This is a genomic window from Paenibacillus sp. Leaf72 (assembly GCF_001422685.1).
Classification (GTDB): domain Bacteria; phylum Bacillota; class Bacilli; order Paenibacillales; family Paenibacillaceae; genus Pristimantibacillus.
The window spans coordinates 1276976-1298078 of the sequence record NZ_LMLV01000001.1; the positions used below are offsets into that span (position 1 = coordinate 1276976).

20 protein-coding genes and 1 pseudogene are annotated in these 21103 nt (G+C 49.4%); 10 read left to right on the forward strand and 11 right to left on the reverse strand.

Features of this window, described 5'->3' with window-relative positions:
- Positions 1 to 9: 9 nt before the first annotated feature.
- Positions 10 to 615, forward strand: coding sequence for a DJ-1/PfpI family protein (locus ASF12_RS05560; RefSeq protein WP_056030641.1), 606 nt, complete (start codon positions 10 to 12; stop codon positions 613 to 615).
- A 305-nt stretch (positions 616 to 920) separates the two neighbouring features.
- A complete protein-coding gene (locus ASF12_RS05565; protein ID WP_056030644.1) occupies positions 921 to 2408 on the forward strand; it encodes a hypothetical protein in 1488 nt (495 codons plus the stop codon).
- Positions 2409 to 2627: 219 nt separating this feature from the next.
- On the opposite strand, the gene ASF12_RS36135 is transcribed toward ASF12_RS05565, so the two are convergent.
- Together ASF12_RS36135 and ASF12_RS05570 are read right to left on the reverse strand one after the other, a co-directional pair.
- Positions 2628 to 2753, reverse strand: coding sequence for a hypothetical protein (locus ASF12_RS36135; protein ID WP_268795404.1), 126 nt, complete (start codon positions 2751 to 2753; stop codon positions 2628 to 2630).
- Between the two features lie 159 nt (positions 2754 to 2912).
- Positions 2913 to 3332, reverse strand: coding sequence for a jacalin-like lectin (locus ASF12_RS05570; protein WP_056030647.1), 420 nt, complete (start codon positions 3330 to 3332; stop codon positions 2913 to 2915).
- On the opposite strand from ASF12_RS05570, the pseudogene ASF12_RS05575 reads away from it, so the two are divergent.
- The 5 genes and pseudogenes from ASF12_RS05575 to ASF12_RS05595 form a co-directional block, all read left to right on the forward strand.
- Positions 3319 to 3675 (forward strand): annotated as a pseudogene (locus ASF12_RS05575) (gfo/Idh/MocA family oxidoreductase); the annotation flags it as partial. The gene ASF12_RS05570 and the pseudogene ASF12_RS05575 sit on opposite strands and share 14 nt — an antisense overlap.
- A 17-nt stretch (positions 3676 to 3692) precedes the next feature.
- A complete protein-coding gene (locus tag ASF12_RS05580; protein WP_056030653.1) occupies positions 3693 to 4424 on the forward strand; it encodes a Gfo/Idh/MocA family protein in 732 nt (243 codons plus the stop codon).
- Between the two features lie 33 nt (positions 4425 to 4457).
- Positions 4458 to 4718, forward strand: coding sequence for a helix-turn-helix transcriptional regulator (locus ASF12_RS05585; RefSeq protein WP_056030656.1), 261 nt, complete (start codon positions 4458 to 4460; stop codon positions 4716 to 4718).
- A gap of 14 nt (positions 4719 to 4732) precedes the next feature.
- Complete coding sequence (locus ASF12_RS05590; RefSeq protein ID WP_056030659.1) at positions 4733 to 6499, forward strand: hypothetical protein; 1767 nt, start codon at positions 4733 to 4735, stop codon at positions 6497 to 6499.
- Positions 6500 to 6871: 372 nt separating this feature from the next.
- Positions 6872 to 8149, forward strand: a complete 1278-nt coding sequence (locus ASF12_RS05595; protein ID WP_056030660.1) for a LysM peptidoglycan-binding domain-containing protein — start codon at positions 6872 to 6874, stop codon at positions 8147 to 8149.
- A 102-nt stretch (positions 8150 to 8251) separates the two neighbouring features.
- Here ASF12_RS05595 and ASF12_RS05600 read toward each other — a convergent pair whose 3' ends face one another.
- From ASF12_RS05600 to ASF12_RS05620, 5 genes are all read right to left on the reverse strand, one after another.
- Positions 8252 to 8743: a GyrI-like domain-containing protein gene (locus ASF12_RS05600; RefSeq protein ID WP_056030663.1), complete on the reverse strand. Its 492-nt coding sequence runs from the start codon at positions 8741 to 8743 to the stop codon at positions 8252 to 8254.
- A 77-nt stretch (positions 8744 to 8820) separates the two neighbouring features.
- A complete protein-coding gene (locus ASF12_RS05605) occupies positions 8821 to 10308 on the reverse strand; it encodes a sulfatase (protein WP_056030667.1) in 1488 nt (495 codons plus the stop codon).
- Between the two features lie 6 nt (positions 10309 to 10314).
- Positions 10315 to 11181, reverse strand: a complete 867-nt coding sequence (locus tag ASF12_RS05610) for a carbohydrate ABC transporter permease (protein WP_056030671.1) — start codon at positions 11179 to 11181, stop codon at positions 10315 to 10317.
- A gap of 9 nt (positions 11182 to 11190) precedes the next feature.
- On the reverse strand, positions 11191 to 12063 hold the full coding sequence (locus ASF12_RS05615) for a carbohydrate ABC transporter permease (RefSeq protein WP_056030674.1): 873 nt from the start codon (positions 12061 to 12063) through the stop codon (positions 11191 to 11193).
- Positions 12064 to 12122: 59 nt separating this feature from the next.
- Complete coding sequence (locus ASF12_RS05620; protein ID WP_056030677.1) at positions 12123 to 13415, reverse strand: ABC transporter substrate-binding protein; 1293 nt, start codon at positions 13413 to 13415, stop codon at positions 12123 to 12125.
- Positions 13416 to 13728: 313 nt separating this feature from the next.
- Between ASF12_RS05620 and ASF12_RS05625 the strand changes: the two genes are divergently transcribed.
- Positions 13729 to 14667 (forward strand): helix-turn-helix domain-containing protein, encoded by a 939-nt coding sequence (locus ASF12_RS05625; protein WP_056030679.1) that lies wholly within the window; start codon positions 13729 to 13731, stop codon positions 14665 to 14667.
- A 57-nt stretch (positions 14668 to 14724) separates the two neighbouring features.
- Complete coding sequence (locus ASF12_RS05630; RefSeq protein ID WP_235533048.1) at positions 14725 to 15717, forward strand: formylglycine-generating enzyme family protein; 993 nt, start codon at positions 14725 to 14727, stop codon at positions 15715 to 15717.
- Between the two features lie 143 nt (positions 15718 to 15860).
- On the opposite strand, the gene ASF12_RS05635 is transcribed toward ASF12_RS05630, so the two are convergent.
- The 3 genes from ASF12_RS05635 to ASF12_RS05645 form a co-directional block, all read right to left on the reverse strand.
- Positions 15861 to 17510, reverse strand: a complete 1650-nt coding sequence (locus tag ASF12_RS05635; RefSeq protein WP_056030682.1) for an MDR family MFS transporter — start codon at positions 17508 to 17510, stop codon at positions 15861 to 15863.
- Positions 17511 to 17542: 32 nt separating this feature from the next.
- Positions 17543 to 17971: a MarR family winged helix-turn-helix transcriptional regulator gene (locus ASF12_RS05640; RefSeq protein ID WP_056030685.1), complete on the reverse strand. Its 429-nt coding sequence runs from the start codon at positions 17969 to 17971 to the stop codon at positions 17543 to 17545.
- Positions 17972 to 18243: 272 nt separating this feature from the next.
- Entirely contained in the window at positions 18244 to 19095 is an 852-nt protein-coding gene (locus tag ASF12_RS05645) for a sugar phosphate isomerase/epimerase family protein (protein ID WP_056030689.1), read from the reverse strand.
- Positions 19096 to 19313: 218 nt separating this feature from the next.
- Here ASF12_RS05645 and ASF12_RS36490 point away from each other — a divergent pair, with 218 nt between their 5' ends.
- Positions 19314 to 19394, forward strand: coding sequence for a putative holin-like toxin (locus tag ASF12_RS36490; RefSeq protein WP_442952516.1), 81 nt, complete (start codon positions 19314 to 19316; stop codon positions 19392 to 19394).
- Between the two features lie 195 nt (positions 19395 to 19589).
- Here ASF12_RS36490 and glpK read toward each other — a convergent pair whose 3' ends face one another.
- A complete protein-coding gene (glpK, locus tag ASF12_RS05650) occupies positions 19590 to 21095 on the reverse strand; it encodes a glycerol kinase GlpK (RefSeq protein WP_056030693.1) in 1506 nt (501 codons plus the stop codon).
- Positions 21096 to 21103: the final 8 nt, after the last annotated feature.

The following is a 21103-nucleotide window of genomic DNA, read 5'->3' on the forward strand; positions in this document are numbered from 1 at the left end:
AATACAGCGATGGAAAATTACAAAGTGGGCATTCTTTTGTTTAATGATGTGGAGGTGCTTGATTTTGCCGGCCCTTTTGAGGTTTTTGCAGTAACAGCGCTGAACTGGGGGCAGGAGGATGCCTATCACCCGTTCCAAGTATCGACAATTTCTGAAAATGGGGCGCTCGTGACGGCGAAGAATGGCCTTAAGGTGACGCCCGATTACAGCTTCGCTGATGCTCCTGTATTTGATGTACTCGTTATTCCTGGCGGTATGGGCACACGCCACGAGATTCATAATAAAGTGCTGCTTGCGTGGATCACACAGCAGAGCAGGCAGGTGACGTGGTTGACCTCTGTCTGTACGGGAGCGTTTCTGCTTGCAGAAATCGGTTTGCTGGATGGCAAGCGGGCGACGACACACTGGGCAAGCATCGAACGCATGCGGACGCAGTTCCCTCAGACGACAGTCGTCGAAAATGTAAAGTATGTAGATGAAGGTAATGTCATCACCTCGGCTGGCATTTCCGCAGGCATCGAGATGTCGCTGCATATGGTGGATCGTATTTTAGGCCCACAGGCGGCTAGAAATACGGCTAGATCAATGGAGTATGATGGACAGTTTGAGCTATAGCTGACGGGATTTCTTTCTCTCCAATCAGCAAGCTTAATCAGGCATGGAAAAGCCATCGGTTAAATGCGTGCAGCCCATGTAGCTGCACGCATTTAACCGATGGCTTCTTTTAAACAGAAAACAACATCCCCTTCTCCTTTCCCCTATATAAAGTAAAAAAGATCATCTAAAACGAAAAATTCCAAATATATCATTCCAAATATCGCAAAAACCCAACTTTTGTAGTATATTAATAATAATTTTACTTTAAATCAGTAAAATAGACCTAATACTTAGGAATCACAAAAAAATGGAGGTTTATTTGGATGTTCAATGTTTCAAGAAAAATCTTAGCAGCTTTATTGCTAGTTTCACTAGTAGCTACTATCGCAATTCCTGTGAAAAAGACAGAGGCAAGCTCGCTTCCCGTTGCAGAAGGTGGCATTGAAGCCGCAGCATTAGCCTATTGGAGCGGCGCGGTTTATGTCGCTTCAGTAGATGGGGCAATCGGAGTTAAGCCTGAGCTGCAAGAGGATATTCAGATTTTTGCAAAATCGATGTGGGATGATGCCCCTGCTTCTATTAAAACTTCCATCACAGAAAGTACATATGGTATGCGAGATGGCTGGAATACACCTAATTCTTATGTCGTATCCTGGACGCCTCAGACACTCGCTTACTTGCAGGACAAATGGTATGACCATTTTGGAGGCGGAGCTACTTATTATGACAACAAAGTCATAGCGGATATTATGGGGCCAGGGGCGATTATACGTCCGAGCTCTGTTATCGCTCAAAGTAATGCTGTTGGCGAGGGAAATATAGGATACATGGCTAACGTTCAAATACGTGCGATTTATGTTGATATATCTGGAAAAGCAACCATTGAATTCAGATCAGGAGTAAATCCTAGCTACAGTGGGTTATTAGATTTAAATAATAAACCTTTCGCCAATGCCCGCGATGCCTATAATGAATTTGTTACCCGATTTAAAATTGAGAAGGGCACCTATACGACGAAACCTATCTTTGTAGATGGACGCACCAAAAGTCGTTACGTAGAAGTCGTATTCCCTTCAAGCACCGTATTCCTGAATTCCATCGTTATGCCTGCTCCACAAGGTGTACTGAATGCCGATTATACAGTTAAACAATATAAAACACCAACTATTGGACGTGCGGGCGGCGTAATAACTGGACAAATCGTTATTGGCTTTCCGAGTGTAACGGGCAACTTCGCTGCCTTAACAAAAGCAAATGCCAGCAATTATACTTTTCTCTCTTATGACAATGCGAAGCGTAATGGCAGTCCAGCACCTTATCATTCTATTGTAGAAAATGCGCGGAGCTTGCCAGTTACCGGAATACCATATAGTTCGAAGGATAATATTAAACAAGGCCAACTAGAACAAAGAAGGTATTACGGCTCCGATGGCAGGGCTGAGCTGGATATTGACTATACCAACCATGGCAACACGCAAATTAACCCAAATGTTCCACACAGGCACGACTGGCATTATAACAGCAAACCGCAGAGAGGCCCTTGGTATATAGTTGAAACCGACTCCGATTATTCTTATAACCAATTAGTAGAGGATTTGAATACGGGGCATGAAGTATCCTTTACGTTTGAAAATGTTAAATATTATATTACAGAAAATCAAGGTTCATGGTTTTTGACGAAATCGGGTGAAATCGCTCCTCTTCAATCTGCTTCGACTCCATCTCAACTTTTAACGCTTGGAACCCTCAATAATGAATCGTTGCAGACGCTATTTATTAAAGGAAGCCTCGTTAATATTTCTGTATATTAGGGTATGTATGCAGACCTGAGTCGGACTGTTGCTTGCTTTGCGCTCAGTAGGGGCCAGTCTCATCTGACTATTCAATGTTGGGTACCCGCAGCATGCGAATACTGCTGAGGCTGCGCAACTCGGGACGCTCCCTTCTTTTTGAAGGACTGAGATTCCGCTATTCTGGCTTTTGCTCTGATTTCTGGCCGCACGCGGACAGGAAATCCGTTATTGCCCTCATTATCCCGTCAAAATGGCTTTTGGCAGCGTATTAGCGGCTTCTGAGTCCGCAGCCCGAGCCATAACCCGTGATCTGATTAAATTAGCTGCTGCTGTGTCCGCCAAATCCATCTTTGCACGGGGCATGAGCCCCTAAAACGAGAAATAAATAGCATGAAGCTACCTTTCCATACACGTTCTAAACTAATTTCCGCTAAAAATGCAGGGCATTCTCGCATTAGTCTTTGACTAGTGAGAGAATGCCCTGTTTTGTTAGGAAGCATTAAGCATATTCAAGAAATACATCTACAGCTTCTTATAAATGACACCCAGCCGATCCATCTCACTATCCGCCTTGCCATAAAAACCTGCAATATACCAACCCTCCGGCGCCGTAAAGGTTACCGCATCGGACGTCGTTGTGCCGCCAGACAGCACTTGCCCTTTGTTAGTCGTAAACTTGGCATAGAAGATGTGCATGCCGCCGTTGCGGCTGCCTTGGTTCAGCACTACACTTTTCACATACTCATCAGAAGCGAGCTGAATGCTGCTCTGTGCGGCTGACGTTCCGCCAGCACTCAGCACCATGCCGCTTCCAAACCCCAGCTGGATGCCATCCAGACGCGAGCCGCTGCGGATGCTGAGCGATGTCAGCCGCTGGCCGCTCGGCAGATGCGCCAGTTGGTTGAAATGCTCACCGCCAGAGCCGCCGAACGGCGCGACCATTATGCTCGAAGCCAGCTGGGCGCTGAATACGCTGGATACGAAGGAAGCCCGCACGACGCTTAGCGGTACAGAAGGCGGCGCAGATATGACAGATGGACTGCGCCTAAACGGCGAGAAATATGGTAAACTGTACGAGAATCAAATCAAGCTCGATCCGAAGGGCGTCGATTTCTACGAAGGCAAGAAGGAATCGATGCAGGATGTGGAGATGAGGCTGTGGTTTGATGCGCTGCTGAATGATACGGAGCCGGTCGTCACGCCAGAGCAGGCTTGCGTTGTTTCGGAGATACTAGAGGCCATTTATGAATCCGCTGCGTCAGGTAAAGCGGTATACTTCGACTGAAAGCGAGGCTTCTCTTCATGCAAAAACCGATTCGCACAGCTGTATTAAGCTTCTGGCATGTGCATGCGAAGGACTACGCCTTGCAGGCACAGCAGCATCCAGGCACCGAGCTCGCCGCTATCTGGGACGAGCAGCCGGAGCGCGGCCGTGCGGAAGCTGAAGCCCGGGGAATCCGTTTCTATGAGCAGCTTGACGAGCTGCTGGCGGATGCCTCCATCGACGCTGTTATTGTGACTGCGCCAACGGTCGACCATCCGGAAATCATAAAAGCAGCAGCAGCGGCGGGCGAGCATATTTTTACCGAAAAGGTCATCGCCTTGACGCATGCGGAGTGCGACGACATTTTGGAGAGTGTGCGGCAAGCTGACGTTGCGATGACCGTATCGCTGCCCCGGCTGAATACGCCGTTCACGCAAGCCGCACAGCAGCTGGCTCGCGATGGCTTGCTTGGCGAGTTAACGCTTGTGCGCGCTCGCCTGTCCCATAGCGGCGCTTTGCCCACCGAGCTTGAACCGCTCGGCTATTTGCCGGAGGCATTCTTCAAGCAGGCTCAAAGCGGCGGCGGCGCACTAACTGATCTCGGCTGCCATCCAATGTACTTGGTGCGGCTGTTTCTGGGCATGCCAAGCAGCGTGAGCGCAAGCTTTGGTTATGTGACCGGCAAAGAAGTCGAGGACAACGCAGCCGTCACGCTGCGTTATGCGAGCGGAGCGCTTGGCCTTGTGGAGGCCGGCGGAGCAGTTTATTAAAGACAATTCCAGGAGCCCTTCACGCTGGAGCTTGTGGCAGAGCGCGTCCAGATTAGCGCGCGCCAGCTGCAGCGCATTTTCAAAACGCATTCCGACCAAACATTCAGCAGCTACGTAGAACAGGTCAGGCTGACCCATGTGTGCACGCAGCTGCTTGAAAGCAGCGAGACGGTCGAGTTGCTGGCCCAGCAGCATGGCTTTTCCAGCGCAAGCTATCTGCACCGTGTCTTTCGCAAGAAATACGGCTGCACTCCCGCTCAATACCGCAAGCATTCAAAACAACCACAAACCTAAAAAGGAGCAACATCATGGACTCCATCTATCAGCGCTTGGTGCAATTGAATGATCAGCTTGTCACTCCATCTCTTAACCTTCAAATTAAGGACTCCGCAAGCCGCAATGTCGGAGGCATCATCGACTCTTTTACAGGCCTGCCCCATCCAAGCCATGTCGGAACAGGCGCTGTTATCGCAAAGTGGACAGCTGCCTTGTGCAGTCCGGAATCGGCGTTCTACCGCGACAACCAGCTGCTTGCCAACCTTGAGCTTGCCCTGCAATATATGCTGAACCGCCAGCATAGCGACGGAACGATTACGCTAGGATCAACCAACTACCATTCGCCGCCGGACACCGGTTTTGTCGTTATTGGCTTTGCACAGCTTTATGAGCTACTGGTGCAGCAAAGTGTGGACCATCCTGCTTTTGAAAAGGCCGCTTCCCTGCTTGCGCTGTTCCTGAAGCGGGCAACGCCAGCCATGCTTGAAGGCGGCTGCCATACGCCAAACCACCGCTGGATTTTGACAGCGGCGCTAGGTCTGCTGAACAAGTCGTTCCCTGATCCGGCGCTCGTCGCTCGTGCGGATGCTTGGCTTGCGGAAGGCATTGATATTACGGCTGATGGCGAATGGACTGAGCGCAGCAATGGCATCTACAATGCCGTCAGCGATATTGCACTGTACCATGCGGCGATATCGCTTGATCGCCCCGAGCTGCTGGAGAGCGTACGCAGCAATTTGCGAATGATGCAATATTTGGTCCACCCATCCGGTGAAGTCGTAACCGACTATTCCGGCAGGCAGGATTATGGACAGCCTTCGGATATGTCCGGCTATTTTCTCACCTACCGCTTGATGGCTGCTTATGACCGCGATCCGCTATTTGCCGCATTATCCGATTATGCAGGTCCTTTCTATAAGCAGTTTTTCTCGGTGACAGACCATCCGCTCATTGGCTACCTGCTCTATCCTGAGCAAATGGACATCAGCCATATTGAGCGGGCTTCACTTCCAGACCAGTATGTAAAAGTGATCAACGGGCAGCACCCGATTCATGAAGATTTGCAGCAGATGAAAAAGCTAGGGCATCAGCTCCACATTACACACAGCTCTGCGCATACCGCCTTCGGCGCGCCGCTAGTCCGTGTCCGCAATGGAGAGACAAGCGCAACGGTCATGACGAATGCGCCATCTTTCTTCTCGCTCCGTCATGGCTCGGCGAACCTGCTCGCCGTTAAAGTATCGACCGCCTTTACACCAGGCGTTGTCAGCTTCGACCAGTTTCAAGCGGAGGACGGGCATTACAAGCTCGGCAAACGCATGTATAAAGGCTACAACGGGCCAATTCCAAAGGGCTTGCTTCCGCCGCTGAAAGCAGACGGCGTTACAGCGGCCGCTCCTTGGTACCTGCTTCCCCATGGAGAACGGGAAACGACCCATTTGCAGGAGCAGTTTATTGAATCCGAGCTAACGCAAACAGCAGATGGCTGGGACATTCATCTGTATTCCGATAAGGTGCAGGAGGATGTGATGACGCAGCTGACGTTTATTTTTGCCAAAGACGGCAAGCTTAGCGGCGAAGGTCTCGAAGCCATTGCGGGCAGCAGCAACTACTTCTTGAAGCAGGGCTCCTGCCGCTATGAAACCGCCGATGGCTCAGCGATTGAGCTGACGTCCGGCGCCTTCGAGCACTGGATGCCTTCCGTTCGCGACGATAGCCACCCGGCTGGGTGTCAAAGCGTTATTGTTAATCTGGTGGCCCCAATCGATAACCGCTTTTCGATTCGGTTATCGTCGTAAAAGATTGGTGAACGTTGGCTGCGCTGCATGAAAGGCTTGACTTCCGATCGCCATTACCGTTGGATTTCTGTGAATTAGCCCCCTAGAGGGGGAAATCCAACAGTAAAAGCGAACGCTGACGCTTCTCCAGTTCAAGCCTTTCATTCCACTACGCCCCCTTCACCATACTTTTAAAACAAAACAAATCAGAAAAGCTACAATGCCGCTTTTGGCCCCCATTTTTATTTTGGGGGCCTTTTTATTTACGAGTGAATAGTGGTAGTAGCCCACCCTCACCACACAAGTCGAAAAAGCGAAGCCGAAGTCTTTTTTCATAGAACGGTCGAATATAAGTAGATAAAGAACTTATGCTTGGGGGAGGTTGGACACGATATGTTTATCCATACCATTAAAAAAGGCGATACGCTGTGGCAGCTCGGACAGCGCTTCGGCGTCAGCACAGATGCTATCGCTTCAGCAAATGGCATATCCGCTGATGTTCCGCTCGTCATAGGCCAGGCAATCATTATACCTTCAGAGGCTGGCAATCATAAGGTGCTTCCGGGAGAAAGCCTATGGTCGATTGGCCTGAAATATGGCGTTACAATCGAACAACTCATGCGCGCCAACGAGCTCAAAAACCCCGCCCTCATTAAGACAGGACAAATACTCGTCATTCCGCAGCCAGAGAAGCCTATCATTGAAGTGAACGGCTATACGGAAAAATTCGGCGCAAACGGCGTAGCGCTCGTACATGAAATTGGCGCCAACCTTACTTATCTCAGCCCCTTCAGTTATCGTGTCCAGTTGGACGGTACACTCGTGCCACTCGACGACAGCGCTATTATTGAAGCTGCCTTTCAAGAGAAAGCAGCACCGATGATGGTGCTGACCAACTTCGAGAACGGCACCTTCAGCAGTGATATTGCCCATGCTGTGCTGACGGATGCTGCGATTCAAAATGCGGTCATTGCAAGCGTCTTGTCCGTGATGCAGCAGAAGCGCTATATAGCGCTGAATGTAGACTTCGAATATGTTCGGGCAGCGGACCGCGAAGCTTATAATGCCTTTTTGCAAAAGCTGGTGGATACGCTGCATCCCTATCATCTGCTCGTATCTACTTGTCTTGCCCCGAAGCAAAGCGCGGAACAGAAAGGCACGTTATACGAGGGGCATGATTATGAGGCCCATGGACGGATTGTCGATTTCGTTATTTTGATGACGTATGAATGGGGCTGGTCTGGCGGACCTCCGCTCGCTGTCGCTCCACTCAACGAAGTTGTTAAGGTGCTGAATTATGCGCTATCCGTCATCCCTGCCTCCAAAATCGTCATGGGCATGCCGCTCTATGGCTATGACTGGACGCTGCCCTACGTGAAAGGCGGCAAATGGGCGCCTACGGTGAATCCGCCCCAAGCCGTCGCCCGGGCCGCTAAATATGGCGCGACGATTCAATATGATCCGATAGCCGAGTCGCCTCATTATACTTATTATGATGAACAAGGCGCGCAGCATACGGTCTGGTATGAGGACGCCCGCAGCGTACAAGCCAAATTCAATATTGTGAAGGATTATAAGCTCAGAGGAGTCAGCTACTGGGTGCTCGGCGTGCCCTTTCCCCAAAAATGGTACGTCCTGCAGCAGAATTTCACCGTCCGCAAGCTCGTGTAGCAGCCCGATTGCTGCCTTGCCAAAAAAGCCCTCCGCTGCGGGAGGGCTTTCGCTTTTTGTTATGTTCTTCGTTCGTTATTACATTCGTATGTCATACCTCGGCTATCCCTTCAACGCAACAAATATATCAATCTCGTTATCCGGACTTTCCGGCTGATATCGTTCATCCCAAACTTCGAAATCATAATGCTGCGGCACATGTCCCGTTTCTTCCATCCACTCGCCATAAAGATAGTTATACGACAGGCTAAGCTCCGATTCGGGCCCAATATGCGTGTAGGCGGCATACTTGCTTTCAGCAACCGTATGGCTTGCCATCTGCAAGGGCACATTGCCCAGCTCGCTTACTTCGCAGCAAACGATATTTGTGAACCGATCTGTCTGGGGAATAAAATCAGCAGCCATCGGATAAATTTGGATTAAAAGAATATGGTCATTTTTCCTGTGCTGAATTTCTGCTTTTCTTTCGATTAAAGAAAGATAAGTCTTCTTCCCAAGTCCCGACTCAAACTCTTGAACGCTCGCTTCCACTTTATAACCGACGACATGAAAGAGCGGTAATGCTACGACCGCCGCCTCTCTTTTCTGTACCATGAGCTGTCCTCCATTCAATCCTTTATAAATAGGCAGGAAATACAGCTATTTTACCATAAAGAAGCAGCCACTCGCTCTCATCGGTCAACCGGCGGGCTGTTCAGCCCCATACGTTCAAATTGCTCTGGAGGAGCGTCATTATCCCGCATCAGCTTCGTCATCAGCTCGACCATTTTTGACTCTACCTCTGGATCCTTTAACGGATGGGCCTGCTCAGGGTCTGCCGTTACATCATACAATAGCGTTCCGAATGCATGGAGGTTGCCTCTCATCTCCGCTGGAATGCGAAGCGTCTTAACCTTTTTCGTGAAAGAAAAGGGCTCGGCAAGCTCCAGCTTTTGCAATTCAGAGGGATGAAACCGGCTGCGCATATGCGTTGGCATTAACGTATAGTTATACAGAGGTTGGTTCTCCTCAGATATGGACGCCCTCATATACACATACTGTCCATCGGTGACATTCACATGTCCGCCATGAATGCCAAATAATGCCGCTTTGCGGACTGGCTTATCTGACTCAACCGTCTGACGCAGCGGAACGCCCTGCATGTCAGGAGGCAGCTGTACTTGGAAAAATTCTAAAAGCGTGGCCGGTATATCAATGGATTGTACAAGGCTTTGCCTGCGCTCCCCCTGCACACCCGTTCGAGGATCCCAAATAAAAAGCGGCGTATGCGCAACCTCGTTATAAAATGGCTGCACACATTTTGCCCATTGGTCGTGTTCGCCCAGAAGGAAACCATGATCGGTGTTGACGATCAGCAGCGTGCTTTCCCATAAGTTATGCTTGTCCATACTATCAAGCACTTTCCCCAAGTAGTGGTCGCACATCGTTAACAATGCGGCATATTCATACCTCATATGCTGGACGTCCTCCGGGGTTTCGGTCACCGGTCCGTACATCGGCCAATCGCCCAGACCGCCTTCGTACTCATGGGCATACAATTGCTTGAATTGCTCGGGACTATAAAATGGCTCATGCGGATCGAACGTTTCCATTTGCAAAAACCAATGGCTCTCCCCCTGATTCCGTTCGATAAATTCAAGCCCGCTCGCAAACGTTTGCGCCTGCGGAAATTGCTCCTGCTCCTTAATGAACTTCCTGTTCGTGCGATCCTGCACCAGCATTCTTTTTACCTGAGGAGGAAAGTCCTTGCCAAGATTAATATCAGCGCTGTTCACTTCGGCCTTCCAAGGATCGCCTTCCTGTCCGCGAATCAATTCGAAGGAGTTAAAACGGGTATGATACGTCCCCCCGCCATCCTCCCAATAATGCTGATGATCAGTAATAAGATGCGTGTATATGCCAGCTTCTCCAAGCCTCTCGATGGCAGAATCATCGAATGGCTCCAATGGTCCCCAGCTTCGGTGCAAGAAGTTGTATCTGCCGGTATGCAGCTCTCTCCGGGCGGGCATGCAAGGCATACTTCCCACATAGCTGTTGTCGAACACAGCGGTCCGCTCGGCAAGCCGTTTGAAATTAGGCGTTTTAATCCAATCAGGCCCTCCATAGGCGGAGAGCATATGACGATTCAGCGTATCGAACATAATCATAATAGCTTTCACTAGTAATCATCCTTTCACGCTTGACGCGACCATACTGCGAATAAATTGCTTTTGGAATATGAAAAACATCGCAATAATGGGCACAGATATAAGAAGCGATGCTGCCATCAATAAATTGTATTGAACCTGGTGCTCGCCGCGAAAGGTTTGCAGACCCAGCTGGAGCGTGCGCATAGAAGCACTATTCGTATAAATGAGCGGATGGAAAAAATCATTCCAAACGCCTACGAATTTAAAAATGCCAAGCGTCGCAAACAATGGACCGCTCAGCGGCACATAAATGCGAAGGAATAAGCGAAGATACCCGGCACCGTCGATATAAGCAGCCTCATCGAGCGCCTTAGGAAATTGCAAATAAAATTGACGCGCCATAAATACGCCAAACGCTCCTGCAAGCTCCGGAACGATTAAAGCATAATAGCTGTCGAGCCATCCGCTACCGCCCGCTCCTAGCCAATCATTTCCCCCAAATAAAGGAATCGACTTCATAATTAGAAATTGCGGAATAATAATAACCTGCGCAGGCACCATCATTCCAGCCAGCAGCGTTAGAAAAATCGGCAAATTGCCTCTAAATGCTATACGCGCAAAAGCAAATCCGGCAATGGAGTTAAACAAAAGGCTCCCTGTCAGCGCAATCGACGTTACCCACACGGAATTTTTTAAATAGGTTAGCCAGTCCCCCATTTCAAGCGCCCTCACATAATTGCCGGGATGCCACTCTAAAGGCAGCAGCCGCATCGCTTGAAGTGAAAATTCTTCATCTCCCTTCATGGAAGTAAAGAAGGCCAGCAATAATGGCAATATCGTTACGAGCGAAAATAAAAGCAAGGCCGTGTAAGCCAATCCTTGTTCTGCTTTAGATAATCTCATCGTTCACCTCTACTCGCCTGCCTGATTCCGGCTGCCTATGGCATACTGAATCAAGGTGATAAACAGCGTTAATGCAAGAAGGAATACGGCCATTGCAGAGGCATACCCCATCCGATACTCTTGGAAGCTGGCACCCACGATTTGCGTAACGATCGTCGTGCTTGAATTCGCAGGGCCACCGCCCGTTAATACAAATACCAAATCGAACACCTGAAATGATCGAATCGTTGACGTAACAAAAAGAAATAATGTCATCGGCTTCAGCAGCGGTACCGTAATGTACCAGAATTTTTTCAGTACAGAAGCACCATCCAAGCTCGCCGCCTCATAAAGACTTTCAGAAATACTTTGAATGCCTGCCAAAAAAATAATCATGGCGTAGCCTATTCCGGTCCAAATACCAATGACGATGACGGTCGGCAGCGAGGTTGCGGGATCTTGCAACCAGTTCCGCCCATCGCTTCCGATAAGCCCAAGTAGACTGTTAACAGGTCCCTGCAGCGGGTCGAGCATCCATAGCCATGTCATCGCAACCGCTACTGACGAAATGACGCCCGGCAAATAGATGAGCGCACGGAACGCAGATAAAGCCTTCAGCCGCGTTGAAAGCAAATTAGCGAGCACTAGGCCCAGCAGCATGCTAGGGACGACAGTGCCCATCCAATACAAGGCTGTATTTTTAACGGCCTGATGAAAAATGCTGTCTTTCAGCAAAAGCGAATAATTTTTCAGACCTACCCATTTCGGGGTGTTCAGCATCGTATAGTCGTTTAAGCTTAAATAAAATATCCAGAGCAGCGGCACCAAAATAAACAATGTAAACAACAGGACATTCGGTAATATTAAAAAATAAGGTATGAAACGGTTCCAGCCTCTTTGCATAACACCCTCCTGAGATCGATGGGACGGCTTGTAATCCGTCCCTGTCCTCGATTGCAAATTTATTTGGCGTTTGCAATCTCCTCTCTAGCCTTTTTGGCATTCTCTTTCAAGGCTTCCTCGGCAGGTCTTATCCCGTTAAAAGCTTCTTCGAGCGCAATACGCAAATACTTTACGTTAATCGACCAGTTGCCTGAGGCGCCGTAGCCCCTTGCATCTTTAAGCGCCTCGAAGGCAATCTCATTTCCTTCCCCTAGCTTCACATATTCACCTTTAAGCGATTGAAGCGGCGGAATCGATCCCGTCTTGGAGGTAAACTCCAGCACATTGTCCTTTTCAAACCAATACTTTATAAATGCCCATGCTTCCTGCGGATGCTTCGTCTGACCGGCAGCGGACAGAAACGTCCCTAACATGAGCGCGGTTCTTTCCCCATCCGGCCCTGCTGGCGGCAGCGCCCAGCCAAGTTTGCCTTGGCCTACCGACTTTTGCAGCGACGCCGCGCCTTGCGTTGAAGTAAATGCCATCGCTGCCTGACTGTTTTGAAACGGCGTTCCCGAGACTTGCTGCTGATTGGACGGAATAATGGCTCCCGAATTGTACAAATCAACCTGCTTCTGCACAAGCTGAACGGATACCGGGGAGTCAAACGTCGGATTCCCTTCCGCATCATAAAAATCTTCCCCAAGCAACAGAAGCAGGGATAAATAAGATTGCTCCCCATTGCTGGTCTGGATGTCGATACCGCCGCGAACCGTTTTGCCGCCTTCGACGACCTTGAGCTTTTCGGCATATTCAAATATTTCATCAAACGTCTTCGGCGGACTGTCCGGATCTAAGCCTGCCTCCTTAAAGAAGTCCTTGCGCCAAGCGAGGGGACGTATTTCTGGCAGCAGCAGCCCGTATTGACCTCCTTCATATTGGCCGGCTTTCAAAATATCAGGGAAGAAGTCGGCTTGCCCCTCCCATTTATCCGCTTCAATATATGGCGTTAAATTCAAGTATTTGCCTTGGCTTACCGTAGATATCATCTGCCCGAATCCTAAGCCCTGCACGTCTGGCTGCAGTCCCCCTGAATAAGCAACGGTCAGCTTTTGAAAATAATCAGCCCATGGAATAAAGGTAGCCTCTACCTTTATTCCCGGGTTTTTCGCTTCAAACCCTTGAATCGTTGCGTTAACAGCATCCGTTACAATTTGATCCGTTCCCGGATACCACAATTTCAATGTCACCTCATCATTTGAAGTGCCAGCTGCGGTCGCCCCCTCTTTATTGGGCTGGCCCGACGAGCATGCGGTTAAAAGGGCTGTTAATGTCAGCATCATTGCAAGCGATAGAGCCGTAATCTTCTTCATACCATTTCCCCCTGGATTCTTTCATATCGAGTATACAAGCAAAATGTCATCCAGTTATCTGGTCTGAAGGTGAAACGGCTGTCTCCGTCCTTTTGGCGGCGCGGCGCGTTTCATTCCGAGAAATATAGAGAAAGGATAACGAAATGATAGACTTTCCTATATTTGAAACACAAACTTATTATTCCTATTAACTTACTTGTATTAAAGCTCGTTAATGCTTACAATTATAGCATCATGACTGTCGCTCGTATTTATCACAAGCAAGCTAATATGTTTCAAAAATACAGACTGCCGCCAGGAAAGGTCGTTCACCATGAAAAATCTCATTGAGTTTAGCAATCAAAGCTCTTTGGATCACTTGAACATTAATATCCGCTGGTTAAAGGAATGGAAGTTATCGAAGAGGCGTGAGCATATGTATATTTTCCCTTACACAACCTTCTGGATCGTCTTGTCTGGGACAGCTGTCATTGAGCTTAATCACATTCGTTATCCCCTTAAGAAAGGAGACATCGTCTCCATTGCTCCCAAAACAGCTCTAGCCTGGGGAGAGGTTAGCGCCGATCAGCCGTTTCATTATTTGTCATTGGCCTGTGAAGCCAAGGTCGGAGCGATGGATTTTATTCATTCCTACAGATTTCCCCATGTCGTCTCTGATGCTCCTTCCGAAGACATACACGCTTTAATTGAAGAATGGAGAAGGCTGGCAGACGATTATAATGCTTTTCTGCAGCCATTTGACGAAAAGGACATTAAATCGAGCGAAAAGGGCTACGACAAACCATTTCCTTTATTCAAATTAAATACAGACCAAACGATTCAGCATTTAAAAATTCGCGCAAAGGGCATGTTGTGGGTACAGCAGCTGTTTCAAACGATCCGTTACCGGCTTCCTGAACACCCCGTCTCTTATGATGACCGTGTATTCGAGATTTGTGATTATGTAGAAAAACGCTTGGATAAGCCGCCATCACTTGAAGATCTTGCCACCTATGTATCGCTTAGCAAGGAGCAGCTGCGGACGCTGTTTCAAACGACTTATGGTTTGTCTCCCATGAAATACGTTCGCCATGCCCGACTCCAGCGGGCTAGAGATTTGCTAATGCTGACCTCCTACCCGATTAAAGATATTGCAAGTCAAATAGGCTTTGAAGACCAGCACCATTTCTCCCGGGCTTTTCAGCAATCTGAGGGCATGTCGCCAATGGCGTATAGACGCCGACTGCTGCAACATGGTATCAAGCACGAGTAAGCTTGCGTATCCGTGATCCGTAGATAAGAAATCATATAAAAAGAGGGATATCGATTAATGAGTGATGAAATGAATCATCAGCCTGACAAGTCTTGTTGTGCAGCAAGACGCCAAGACAGCAGCACAGCTCCATTATCTTCATCTACTTGCTTCCATAAACCGCTGAGAGCAAGCAAACCCTCCGAAAATCCGCCTCAGCCTTCTATGATATTATTGCCAGGTGGCACTTTTCAGATGGGAACCGACGATTTAGAAGGGTTTCCCAGCGACGGGGAAGGACCAGTTCGCGAGGTTGAGCTATCTCCGTTTTATATAGATGCCTATGCGGTCAGCAACCGGGAATTCAAACAATTTGTTGATGCTACTGGCTACGCAACCGAATCGGAACAATATGGCTGGTCCTACGTATTCCATCTTTTTGTTTCGGAGGCATGTGCGCGAACGGTTACTCGATCTGTGCAACGCACACCTTGGTGGTGGGTCGTGGAGGGCGCCGACTGGAAGCATCCGGATGGGCCGGATTCCAGCATTGAAGACCGGATGGATCATCCTGTCGTACAGGTTTCCTTTAACGATGCCTTAGCCTATTGCAAATGGTCGGGGAAACGGCTCCCAACGGAGGCGGAGTGGGAGTATGCTGCTCGTGGCGGACTGGATCAAAAGCGCTATCCTTGGGGAGATGATTTGAAGCCCGACGGACAATATCGCTGTAACATCTGGCAGGGGAAATTTCCAACATTGAATACTAACATGGATGGGTATGCAGGGACTGCGCCTGTAGATGCCTATTTGCCGAATGGATATGGCCTGTACAATGTCGTCGGAAATGTATGGGAGTTCTGCGCTGACTGGTTTAGTGTTGATTATCACCAATCAGCTTCGCTCCTAAACCCCCAAGGACCTCCAAGAGGACAAAGCAAGGTGATGAAGGGCGGCTCCTACCTGTGCCATCGCTCCTACTGCAATCGTTATCGGGTTGCCGCCCGCAGCTCCAATACGCCCGACAGCGCTTCCGGCAATATGGGATTCCGCTGCGCAAGAGATGCCTGATTGCACATCAATCACTTCTGGTTTTCCTCTACAAAAAAGCTCTCCTGCTTAAAGTCGGCTTTTGTGAAGCCTGACCTCATGCAGGAGAGCTTTTTAATTAATGGCATTCATTTTGATGTAGAAGCGTACAGATTTGAATTTGCTTATTCTGTCGTCTGACCGACAAGCTTGCCGCGCAGCTTGCTGCCTGCATCCGTATCCGACGCTGCATCCGGATTTGCCGGCTGTGGCGTTGCATTCGAGGTGCGGAGCGGAATTTCTTTCAGGAAGAAGGTCAGAATAACCGCGCCCACCAAAATGAGCGTACCTGCCAGAAACACGGTAGAAAGCGACGAAGCGAGCGCCTCGCGAAGCATTTCAACCATTTTAGTAAATAACGGTTGAAGGTCGGCTGGCAAGCTTTGATGCAGCTTTTCCAGCTCCGGCTGGTTCGTCAGCATTTGCGGATTGGCAAATACGGCAAACTCTTGGGCTACTTTCGGATCAAGCTTGCTTAGGTCAACCGCTTCCCCAGACTGGGCAAGCTCCGTCAGATTATTTTTCAAGCTGGTTGAAAGCACGGTGCCCATTACAGCAATACCGATGGTACCGCCCATATTACGGAACAGCTGCATTGCCGCCGTAACGGCGCCAAGCTCCTTGAATGGAACCGCATTTTGAATGGCCAGCGAGAATACCGGCATCCCAAGGCCGAGGCCCAGGCCGAAAACAGTCATCGCCAGAACCGCCATCCACACGCTGTTCATGAACACCATCATCACCATGCCTGCCACCATGAGCGGCATGCCGATTAAGGCGAATTTTTTGTATTTGCCCGATTTGCTGATCAATTGGCCGCCAATCGCGCTCGTAATGACCATACCAATCGACATGGGCATCGTTACATATCCGGCATAGGTTGGCGAAATCGCCAGCACGCCTTGCACGAAGAAGCTGAGGTAAATCAAAGCGCCCATCATCCCGAAGTTCATCAGGAAGCCAATCACATTAGAGAGCGTTACAATTCCATTTTTGAAAAAATGAAGCGGAAGCACAGGGCTTTTTGCCTTGGATTCAACGGCTACAAAAATGATCGCTGATACGATCGTTACTGCGAATAAACCAATGGTTTGGGCAGAGCCCCAAGCATATTTCGTACCTGCCCATGTAAAAGCAAGCAGCAACGGCACAAGCGTAGTTGTCAGAAACAGCGAGCCCAAGTAGTCAATCGACTCGGATTGCTTGCGTTCCGTCTTCGGAAACAGCATCAAAATCATAATGAAGGCGATAATGCCGATCGGCAGGAAAATCCAGAACACCCAGTGCCACGCCATGTGGTCAACGATATAACCGCCGAAGGTTGGGCCAAGAACGCTGGAAAAACCAAAAACGGCTGTCATAATTCCGGTCCATTTGCCGCGTTCCCTTGGCGGGAATAAGTCGCCTACTGCGGTAAAGGCTGTTGCCATAATAATACCCGCGCCCACACCTTGTATCGCACGATAGAAAATCATTTGATAAACGTCAGTCGACGTTCCTGCAAGAAAAGCGCCGATAATGAAAAATAAAATACCGGCTAATATAAATGGCTTTCGTCCGTAAATATCCGACAGCTTGCCGACAAGAACGGTCGCGATGGTTGAAGTGAGCATGTAGATCGAAATCGACCATGTATACAGCTCCATACCGTGCAGCTCCGCAATAATTCTTGGCATCGCCGTACTGACGATGGTTTGGTTGATCGCTGCAAAAAACATAGCGAACATAATTGCCACCATAATGGTCAGCTTTCTTTTTTGTGATAAATGTTCCATAAATAAAATCTCTTCCTCTCATCCGGTGTGAATTAAGTATGAAATTGAACGCTTAGCTTTTTGAAAATCCGTTTTAAATGCGCGATGTCCTCTGGGTCCAAACAATCCAACATCATGCTCAGCGTCTCTTTTTGATCATCCGATATTTGGTCGAGTGTAGCTTTCCCTTTATCGGTAATATCGATGTATACGACACGGCGGTCTTCCTCATCCCGAACCCGATCAATGTTGCCGTCAGCAGACAGCTTATCAGCCAATCCCGTTATGGCGGCAGCGGAAATGCACATTTTCTCCGCCAGATCGGACACTCTTTGCTGACCACCCTGCTTGAGCCAATAAAGCAGCTTGAACTGGGACAACGACATATTCCCTTGCATCCGCTTGTTCCACTCTGTATTTGCATTTCTCATGATCAATTTGAACATAGTGGAGAGCTCGACGACGTCTTCCCTGCTTGGCATGTATTCACTCCTTTCTTGATTGCTTTCATCGTAATTGCTTTCCTCGAACAATCATTCCAGCGCTTAGCCATAAAGCGCAATTAATAAATATTTCATCACTAAACTATTTATCACTATAAATCTTTTCGCGAAATTAGTCAATGCTTTAGCCCATTCGATTTTGGGTCGGCTGGGAATTACTTGGGCAAAATCAAAAAGAGCCGAAATCTGCAAAACAGATCTCGGCTCTTACTTTTTCAACTATGATAGCAGTCGTTTATAATTGCTGTATTCTACAGCTCAGCCAACAGCTTAGTCAAAGCTTTATAGCTAATCTCAATGCTTTCCAGCTCGCCTTTGTTTGTTGCGTCCTGCTCTACAATGATGTATTTAGTGCTTGTATGCTTTTGGGTCGCCCGCAAAATGCCCGCAATATCAATCGTGCCTTCTCCAATTTCGGTGAATGCATCCGGGCTGCCAATCGACATGAACGTTCCCATCGTCACAGGCTCATTTTCATCAAGCGTTTCAAAAAGGTTAACCGGGTTAACGCTCGCCGGCAAATCCTTCTGATGAATAAATTCGCAGCGGCTGCCCAGCTTCTCGATATAGCTTACAGCATCAACGCCGCCGCGAAGCGCCCAGTAGGTATCAAGCTCGAAACCGACATTTTCAGGAGAAGTATGCTCCAAAATAATATCGAGCGCATAGCTTCCATTAAACTTCTGGAACTCATGGAAATGGTTATGATAAAGCAGGCTGATGCCCTGCTCGCGCATTTGGCTGCCATAGCGGTTCAGCTTCTCGCTGAAGGCAAGGACATCCTCGTAATTGGTGAAAAATGAAATCGGAATAATCGCTTTCGTACTGCCCAGCTCTTGATTGAAGGCAATGACATCAGCGATTTGCGCATCGTCCGAGACGAAAATGTGCGTGGCAATCACATTCAAGCCTGCTTGATCTACCATTTGCTTCAAATCAGCAGCCTTTAAGTCCCCCAGCTTAAACATATCCTGGCCTGTAAAATCGAGTGGGATTTCGATGTTTTTGTAGCCAATCTCCGCAATTTTATTTAAAGTGCCGGCGCGATCGCGTGCAAATTCGGTTTTGGCAGAAAACAGCTGCAATCCAATTTCCAATGTCATAAAGGTAATTCTCCTCTCGATGTGAAAATAAAAGCGTTTACACTCTTTTTATACCTTAAAGCTTGTACCTGCGTCAATGTTGGCTATTTTGCGCTGCTAAAGCTTATTCTAAATATACATATCTATCCATTTCATCCTACTCCATGGTATAATCGCAAAGTAATAGAATAGGCTTAAAGGCGCGGTCGGCTACCTCCTCAAGAAGGGAGGGATGCCCTGTGACAGTTTTCGAAGCACTCATGCTTATGCTTACCTTTGGTACGCTTATCGTAGCGCTGCTGTCCAATAAACGCAAATAGACCGCCCTCTAGCAAAGGAATGCGGTCTATTCGTGTATCTCATTCATTGCGGAGCCTACCGCCCTTAAAAGCGGCTATTGCGCAGAGAGTCGTGTTGACGCACGGCTCTCTTTGCATTGTACGCATAATCTATAAGCATTATAACATGCTTCGTTGCCTAAAGTCATACAAAAAGTCGTTTAATTGTTGACTTAACTAGCCGTCATGCAATACAGAGGCAACCGCTTGCTTCCAGCCTTTGTACAAGCGGTCTCTCTCTTGCTGCTTCATCGCAGGCGCATACGAGCGATAAGCGTTCTCCTTAGTGCTCAATAGCTGAACCAGTTGCTCCTCATTCGCCCAAAAGCCTGCACCTACGCCGCCCATATAGGCAGAGCCCATTGCGGAAAGCTCCGCTACGCCGGATTTAGCGACGGTTTGCCCGAGCATATCCGCCTGGAACTGCATGAGCACGGCATTATCCGACGCTCCGCCATCGGCCCGCAGACCCTTCAGAGCGATGCCGGTCTCCGCCTGCATCAGCTCGGCCGCATCGCGCACCTGATAGGCGATGCTTTCCAGGGCGGCGCGCACAATATGCGCCTTGCCCGTTCCCCGGCTCATGCCGGTAATCGCCGCCCGGGCATGCGGCTTCCAATAGGGCGCGCCCAGCCCAACGAAGGCTGGGACTAGATAGACGCCATCATTGTCTGGCGTCTCCTCAAGCAGCTGCGCAAGCTCGCTAAACGAGCTGAACAGCCCCAGATTATCCCGCACCCAGCGCATGCTGTCGCCGGAGGTGCGAATGACCGCTTCCAGCGCATAGGTCATTTTGCCGCTGAGCCCCCAAGCAATGGCGAGCACCAGCCCATTGCTGGAAGCGACTGGCTTGCTCCCCACATTCATCAGCACCGACGTCCCGGTGCCGTAGGTTGCCTTCGCCATGCCGGGCTCCAAGCACAGCTGCCCATAAAGCGCAGCTTGCGAATCGCCAACGACGCCCGCTATCGCGACGGGCTCAGCGAATAAATCCGAGTCGTTCGTGTAACCGAACCGCTCATCCGAGCATTTCACCTCGGGCAGCAGCGCAGGTGGAAGGCCGAACAGCCCACATAATTCCGCATCCCACTCGAGCGTATGAATATTAAACAGCGACGTTCGGCTCGCATTCGTATAGTCGGTTGCATGCACGTCCCCGCCCGTCAGCTTCCATAGCAGCCAGCTGTCGATCGTACCGACGAGCAGCCTGCCTGCTGCGAGCAGCTCCTTGGCGCCGGCGGCATGCTCCAGCAGCCAGCCCCATTTTGCCGCCGAGAAATACGGATCAAGCAGCAGGCCTGTCTTCGCCTGTACAAGCGGCTCCAAGCCCTCTGCCTTTAGCGCATCGCAGCGCTCAGCAGTACGCTGGCACTGCCACACAATGGCGCGATGAACGGGCTCGCCCGTCTCCTTATCCCACATTACAGCGGTCTCCCGCTGATTCGTAATGGTAAGGGCCGCAAGCTCGCCCGCTGCTATGCCTGCCGCCTCCAGTGCTTCCTTCGCTGTCCGCTTCACCTGCTCATAAATTTCCAGCGGGTCATGCTCCACCCAGCCTGCTTGCGGATAATACTGCTTATGCTCCGCAGCACTGCGGGACACAACCTCGCCCGCGCGATTAATGACGAGCGCCTTCGTGCCGGACGTGCTTTGATCAATCGTCAGCAGATAGCTTTTGTCCATCGCCAAGG